At 72.1% G+C, this 7521-nt stretch carries 4 protein-coding genes; 1 reads left to right on the top strand and 3 read right to left on the bottom strand.

Annotated elements, in window-relative coordinates:
• Positions 1-116: 116 nt before the first annotated feature.
• Positions 117-2198 carry an elongation factor G gene (gene fusA / locus EBH09_RS30605; RefSeq protein WP_121750122.1) on the top strand — a complete coding sequence of 694 codons (2082 nt, stop codon included), beginning with the start codon at positions 117-119 and terminating at the stop codon, positions 2196-2198.
• Between the two features lie 232 nt (positions 2199-2430).
• On the opposite strand, the gene EBH09_RS30610 is transcribed toward fusA, so the two are convergent.
• The 3 genes from EBH09_RS30610 to EBH09_RS30620 all read right to left on the bottom strand — a co-directional run.
• Entirely contained in the window at positions 2431-5469 is a 3039-nt protein-coding gene (locus tag EBH09_RS30610; protein ID WP_238697487.1) for a DUF5682 family protein, read from the bottom strand.
• Positions 5418-6542, bottom strand: a complete 1125-nt coding sequence (locus EBH09_RS30615) for an AAA family ATPase (RefSeq protein ID WP_121750124.1) — start codon at positions 6540-6542, stop codon at positions 5418-5420. Before EBH09_RS30615 ends, EBH09_RS30610 begins: the two co-directional genes overlap by 52 nt.
• Positions 6543-6615: 73 nt before the next feature.
• The coding region (locus EBH09_RS30620) for a VWA domain-containing protein (protein WP_121750125.1) at positions 6616-7521 on the bottom strand (906 nt) is incomplete at its 5' end.

The following is a 7521-nucleotide window of genomic DNA, read 5'->3' on the forward strand; positions in this document are numbered from 1 at the left end:
CAGCCCTCACGCCCGCCGTACCACGGCGGGCCGTCGCCCCGTTCAGCCCCTCCTCCCGGGAATCGCGCCGCCCTGATCACAGATCGGTTTCACGGATCAGCGAAAGGCCACGGGCCGTGCGCAACCACACCAACCCCCTCGCCACCGTCCGCAACCTGGGCATCCTCGCCCATGTCGACGCCGGCAAGACCACCGTCACCGAGCGGATCCTCTACACCACCGGCACCACCTACAAGCGCGGCGAGGTCCACGACGGCACCACTGTCACCGACTTCGATCCGCAGGAGCGCGATCGCGGCATCACCATCTTCGCCGCGGCCGTCAGCTGTTCCTGGGACGGTCACCGGATCAACCTGATCGACACTCCGGGGCACGTCGACTTCGCCGACGAGGTCGAGCGCTCCCTGCGCGTGCTGGACGGTGCGGTCGCCGTCTTCGACGCGGTCGCCGGTGTGGAGCCGCAGAGCGAGTCGGTGTGGCGGCAGGCCGACCGGCACGGAGTGCCGAGGATCGCGTTCGTCAACAAGATGGACCGCGCGGGCGCCGACCTCGACACGGCCGTCACCTCGATCCGCGAGCGGCTGCACCCGGCCCCCCTGGTCGTGCAGCTGCCCATCGGCGCCGAGGACGGCTTCACCGGCGTCGTGGACCTGGTCCGCATGCGCGCCCTGGTGTGGGCCGACGGAGCGGAGACGGCCGAGGAGGGGCCGGTGCCGGACGCCCTGCGCGAGGAGGCGGCGCACCGGAGGCGACTGCTGGAAGAGGCGGTGGCGGAACGCCACCCGGCCGCACTGGAGGAGTTCTGCGACCGGGAGGCGCTCACCGCGGCCACCCTCATCGACGCGCTGCGCGACCTGACCCGCGGCGGCGACGGCGTGGTGGTGCTGTGCGGCTCGGCCTACCGCGACCGCGGCGTCGAACCGCTGCTGGACGCCGTCGTCTCCTACCTGCCGTCCCCGCTGGACGTACCTCCGGTACGCGGCACCCACGACGGCACGGAGCAGGAGCGGCCCGCCGACCCGGCGGCGCCGATGGCGGCACTGGCGTTCAAGGTGAACGCCACCCCGACGGGACGGCTCACGTACCTGCGGGTGTACTCGGGCACCATCGAGAAGGGAGACACCGTGTGGGACGCGGGCACCCGCCGTACCGAGCGCGTCGGCCGCATCCTGCGGGTGCGCGCCGACCGCCACGACCCGCTGGAGCGGGCGGTCGCCGGGGACATCGTCGCCGTGGTCGGGCTGAAGTCCGCCCGCGCCGGCTCGACCCTGTGCGCGCCGGGCGCCCCGCTCGTCCTGGAGCCTCCGGGCGTGGCCGAACCGGTCGTGCACGTGGCCGTGGAGGCCCGGCGCTCCACGGACACCGACCGGCTGGCTTCGGCGCTGGCCCGGCTGACCGAGGAGGATCCCTCGCTGGCCGTGCGGACCGACCCGGAGACCGGCCAGACCGTCCTGTCGGGCATGGGTGAACTCCATCTGGAGGTCGCGATGGAGCGCGTCCGGCGCGAGCACGGCCTGGAGGTCGCCGTGGGCCGTCCGGGCGTGGCGTACCGCGAGACGGTCGGTGAAGGTGTGACCGGCTTCGTCCACCGGCACGTCAAGCAGGACGGCGGGGCGGGGCAGTTCGCGCATGTCGTGCTCGACGTGGAGCCGTGGGAGGAGGACGCGGAGGTGGGCGCCGAGGAAGGCGGTTTCGTGTTCCGCTCGGCGGTCGTCGGCGGGCGTGTGCCGCAGGAGTTCGTGCGGGCCGTCGAGGCCGGCTGCCGCGACGCCCTGGCCGAGGGCCCGTTGGGCGGTCACCCGGTGACCGGGCTCCGGGTCACGCTCACCGACGGCCAGACCCACGTGAAGGACTCCTCGGACACGGCCTTCCGCACCGCCGGCCGGTTCGGTCTCCGCGACGCCCTGCGCGCCTCGGAGATGGTCCTGCTGGAACCGGTCGTGGAGGTGACGGTCACCGTCCCCGAGGACGCGGTCGGCGGCGTGCTCGGCGACCTCGCCGCGCGGCGCGGCCGGGTCACCGGCTCCGACACGCGGGCCGGTGCCGCGGTCGTCTCGGCCACCGTGCCGCTGGCCGAGCTGTTCGGCTACGCGACGCGGCTGCGCAGCCGCACCCAGGGCCGCGGAACCTTCACCGCCCGTCCCACCGGCTACGCACCGGCGCCCACCACCGCCGTCGCCGCGACGCCGGCGCGGTAGCGTGCGGGGCTGCCCGCTCCCGACGGTAGCGGGCAGCCCGGACCGGACCGGACCGGCACCGGCACCGGCGTCGACGCGGAGGCGGAGGCCGACGAGCCGGCTCGAGCTGCTCGGGCGTTGTCTGGCAGGCCCTGGGCGACGCTGGGCAGCCCTCGCTTGTCGGGGATCGTCCCCGGCGGGCCCACGAGGGCTCTGGCCGGGCCCCGGACGGCCCGGGCCCCGGCCTTCGCCGTCAGGCTCTCGCGAGCAGCGACTCCCAGGCGGCCGCCGCGTCCGGATGGCGAGCCGTCAGCACGGCGCCGACGGTGGTGGGAGTGTCCTTCGTGGCCCACTCTCCGTCGCAGCCGATCAGGTCGGCCACCGCGTCGCAGGTCGCCGGGTGCGCGGCCAGCAGCCCGGCACCCGACGGCCCCGGCCGGACCGTGTCCTCGGGGCGCGCCCACTCCCCGGCGCAGCCCAACAGCTTTGCCACCGCGTCACAGGTGGCCGGATGCGCCGTCAGCAGAGCGGCACCCCGGCGGACGGGTTCCTCGCCGTCCGTCCGGCGGGCCGTGGGCAGGGCCGGAGCCGCCCGCCACGGCGGCACCCACGCGTCCAGCTCCGTGAGCCGGCCCGGGAAGATCCGCCCCGCCTCGCGGATCAGCAGCGGGGCCAGTTCCCCGGCACCGGACCGCAAGGTCGTGATCAGCAGGGGCAGCCACGGCAGCAGCACCGCGTCCGGCAACCGCCCGAACGCGTTCGACACCGCCTCCACGACCACGTCCGCCAGCCCCGGTACGGGCTCCAGCGCGTGCACGAAGCCGCTGAGATAGCGCGGGTAGGCGGGCACCACCAGCGGGTTGTCCAGCAGCGCGTCGCACCGGGCCCGCAGCTCGGCCCGCGACAGGGTGCCGAGCTGCACCCGCGCCGCCCACAGCAGGGCCGTCTTCGACGGATCGTCGGGGTGCGACTGGGCGACCGCCAGCTCCAGCTGCGCACGGTCGCAGCCCAGCGACAGCGCGAGGCTCTCCATGCTGAACAGGAAGCCGAGCATCGCCGCGACCTGCCCGACCGTCGCCTCCTCGTCCCGGAACGCCGTCGGCAGCAGCGTGCAGTAGTGCGCGTATCCGGTCTTGACGAACGCCTCGACCCACGAAGGCAGTACCGGCTCGCTGGTCCGGTAGTACGCCAGCAGCGCCCGCACCCGGCGCAGCACCTCCGGCGCGCCGTCGACGCTGCGTTCCGTGGCGAGCACCTTCAGGGCGTGGGTGCCGAGTTCGTCGGCGAGGCGCCGGCTGCGCAGATACAGCGTCGCGTCCTCGACCGCGGCCAGCACGGTCGCCGTCGTCGCCTGCGGCCCGTACGCGTCGCGCCGCAACCGCTGCTCCAGGACCTGCTCGATACTGACGCCCTCGTAGCCGAGCTCGATCAGAGCCCGCTGGTGGGTGCCGATCGCCAGGTCCCACGACTCCTGGATCGAACGCTCACCGAGCCGCCGCTCACCCATGATCGGCCGCGCCGCCCCGTGCGGCAGCAGCCGCCGCAGCATCCACAGCACGTCGGAACACGCCTGGAGTTCCGGCCGGGAGACCATGTCGAGCAGCGCCCGCTGAACGCCGCGCTGCTGGAGCTTCAGCCCGAGCGGCTCCAGCCGGTCGTGCACGTCCCGGGCGAGTGGCGGCAGCGCCTCGTAGCCGACCTGGCCGATCCGGTCGCCGCCCATCATGATCTCGACGAGGCGCCGCACGTCCCGCCGCCCGGGAACGGCGTCCTTCTCGATGCAGGTGACCGCCGCGTCCTGGAAGTCGTACGGCGTCGGCTTGGCCCGGTCCCGCATGCCCGCGAGCAGGATCGACGTCTCGAAGACCGCGATGGCGTCGGCGGTGGAGGCGAGGTAGCCGTTGCGCCGGGCCGCGCGCACGATGTCCACGGACCAGCCGAGGAGTTCGGCCTCGTCCAGCCCGTCGAGCACGGGCGGTCGGCGCAGGAAGCCGGAAAGCCGGTCCGCGGCGTCGTCGGGCTCCGGCGGCGGGGCGGTGGCGCTCTTCCGGGGAGGCTGCTTCGCCGAGGCATGCTTCGCGGACTCCTTCCTCGCCGAGGACTTCCCACCGGCCTGTCCCGCCAGCCGGTAAGGCCGCACCCGCGTGCGCTTGAGGCTCTTCGCCCACTCCGTCGAGGCGATCGACACGGACCCCGCGGCGAGGCCGAACTGCGCCTCGATCGCGGCGTGGCTGGAGGGGATCAGCCCGTACTGCCAGGCGGTCGCCGAACGCGGGGTGATCGTGAACGTGTCGGTGCCGGCCACCCCGAACTCCGCGACCCGGCTGGCCGCGTGGAAGGCCCCGCAGACATACAGGCAGTCCGCCGGATCGGTCCCGGTCGCGCTCAGGTGCTCGCGCATCCGGGTCCACATGTACCGTTCGCGGTCCTCGTCCACGCGCACCCGGGCGCCGTCGCCGGGGGCGAGCCGCCGGAACAGGCTGCCGATGAGGAACATGACCTGGCGGTAGGTGTCGTGGTCGGCGGTGTGGTCGCCGGAGCTGTCGCCGAGCGGCACCTCGACGTACTGGTGCCACCACTCGGACCAGTGCCGCACCTTGCCGTGCCGCAGCAGGTGCTCCTCCAGTTCGGCGAAGCGCGGCCGCAGGTCGCCGATCTCGACACCGACGGCCTCCCCGTGCAGCCCGGCCTCGGGCTCGGTCCCGGTCTCGGCCGCGGGGACGGCGCCCTCCGCCGTGGCTTCCCGGGTCTGCTCGCCTCTGCTGTCCCACTGGAAGACGTGGTCCGAGGAGCGGTCGACCAGGACCAGTTCCACACCCGGCGTGTCCAGCGCGTACGCGATGGCCTGGTACTCGGCGGACGCCTCGGTGATCGGCGCGACGACCGACAGCGGCGCCCACTCGGCGGGAAAGCCGTCGACGTCACCGGCGAAGGCCTGCACCGCAACCGGCAGCCGGCAGTTGCGCAGCTCGGTCAGGAGCGGTGCCATGTCCTCGCACAGTTCCAGGTAGACGACCTTGGGCTGCTTCTCGCGCAGGCGCCGGGCCATCGCGGTCGCCGAGGCGGGGGAGTGGTGACAGACGGGGAAGATCTCCAGCGGCTCGCGCACCGCGCGGTCGACGTCGTCGACCAGGCCGAGGAGGATGCCCTCCAAGGCGTCGGGCCCGCCGGCGAACGTGGCGGCCGCCTCCTGGAGTTGCCCACGCAGCGCGGTGAACGGCGTGCTCTCCTGCGGCGTACTCACGACAGCGTGGCGATCGCGTCGCGGCCGCCCTCCAGGAACTCGGGCCATGAGCCGCCCTCCTCCCTGCTGCGCGGCTCGACGACACCGTGCAGGTACTTGTTGAGGATGGCCAGGTCCTCGGGCTCGCGGCGGGTGAGGGAGCCGACGAGCGAGGAGGCGAGGGTGCGGGCGGTAAGGGCGCGCTCACCGAAGAAGTTGCTGTGCAGGACGGCGTCCTCCAGCACGCCGATCTGCTCGGCCGTCGACAGCGCGGACTCCAGCTTCTCGTCGTCGCTGCCGGCCGCCGCGGCGGACGCGCGCAGGTCGGCGAAGCTCTGCAGGAGCACGTCGAGCAGGTTCGGCGGCACGTCGAGGTCGATCGCGTGCCGGCGCAGCAGTTCCTCGGTGCGGAAGCGGACGATCTCCGTCTCGCTCTTCCTGTTCGTCACGACCGGGATGCGGACGAAGTTGAAACGGCGCTTGAGCGCGGAGGACAGGTCGTTGACACCCCGGTCGCGGCTGTTGGCCGTGGCGATGATCGAGAAGCCGGGCTTGGCGAAGACGATGTTGTCGTCCCCGCCGCCGCTCTCCAGCTCGGGCACGGAGATGTACTTCTCGGAGAGGATGGAGATCAGCGCGTCCTGCACGTCACTCGTGGAGCGGGTCAGCTCCTCGAACCGGCCGATGGATCCGGCCTCCATCGCCGTCATGATCGGCGAGGGGATCATCGACTCCCGGGACTGCCCCTTGGCGATGACCATGGACACGTTCCACGAGTACTTGATGTGGTCCTCGGTGGTGCCGGCCGTGCCCTGCACCACCAGCGTGGAGTTGCGGCTGATCGCGGCGGACAGCAGCTCGGCCAGCCAGCTCTTGCCGGTGCCCGGGTCCCCGATGAGCAGCAGACCGCGGTCGGAGGCGAGGGTGACGATGGACCGCTCGACGAAGCTGCGGTCGCCGAACCACTTCTGCGAGACCTCGCGGTCCAGGCCGTCGGAGCGCTCGGAGCCGAGGATGAACAGACGGACCATCTTCGGCGACAGCCGCCAGGAGAACGGCTTGGGGCTGTCGTCGATCGACTCCAGCCAGTCGAGCTCCTCGGCATACTTGATCTCGGCGGGCGCGCGCAGCAGGTCGGACATGAGGGGAAGGCCTTTCCGTACGGTGATCACGACGGCATGAACGGCATGGAGGGCGTGTTCGGCAGTCAGGTGATCAGGTGAGAAACGTCTTGAGTTCGTGCACGAGCTTCTTGATGTGACCGGAGATCACCGGTGTGCCGAGGTCCTTGAACCGCTCCCGGAACCACGGGTTGACGCTGCCGCGCCCGGAGCTGGTCACCGAGCCGACCGGGATGAACTTCGCGCCCGACCGGTGAATGGCGGCCATGCTGTCGAACAGCTCCTGGTGACGCCACTCGTAGAAGTCGGAGATCCACACCACGACGGTGTTGCGCGGCTCGGAGATCTTCGGCTGGGCGAGGGTCATGGCGACCGTGCCGTCGGTGCCGCCCCCGAGCTTGGTGCGCAGCAGCGTCTCGAACGGGTCGTGCGCCCAGGGAGTGAGGTCCAACGCCTGCGTGTCATAGGCGATCAGGTGGACGTCCACCTTCGGCAGCCCGGCGAAGATGGAGGCCAGGATGGTGCAGTTGACCATCGAGTCGACCATGGAACCCGACTGGTCCACGACCACGACGAGCCGCTGGGGTGTCGTCTTGCGGCTGGTGTGCCGGTAGTAGAGGCGGTCGACGTAGAGCCGTTCCTCCTCCGAACTCCAGTTGGTGAGGTTCTTCCAGATGGTCCGGTCGATGTCGAGGTTGCGGAAGACACGCTTGGGCGGCACGGACCGGTCGAGCTCGCCGACCGTGGACTTCTCCACCTGGGTGCGCAGCACCTCGGTGACCTCGTCGACGTAACGACGGATGAGCGCCTTGGCGTTGGCCAGGGCCACACCGGAGAGGTTGTTCTTGTCCCGCAGCAACTGCTCGATCAGGGACATGCTCGGCGTCAGCCGGGAGGCCAGGGCGGGGTCGGCCAGTACCTCACGCAGCTGCATGCGCTTGACCAGACCGGCCTCGATGGAACCCAGCTCCGGCCCGATCGCGGGGATGAGGCGGCTGAG

The organism is Streptomyces sp. E2N166, from assembly GCF_003671715.1.
Classification (GTDB): Bacteria; Actinomycetota; Actinomycetes; order Streptomycetales; family Streptomycetaceae; genus Streptomyces; species Streptomyces thinghirensis.

What these genes read in the sequence shown, in the direction of transcription:
- EBH09_RS30610 (WP_238697487.1), bottom strand. Translation starts at nt 5,469, where the DNA reads ATGGCCCGAGTTCCTGGAGGGCGGCCGCGACGCGATCGCCACGCTGTC.
- EBH09_RS30615 (WP_121750124.1), bottom strand. Translation starts at nt 6,542, where the DNA reads ATGTCCGACCTGCTGCGCGCGCCCGCCGAGATCAAGTATGCCGAGGAG.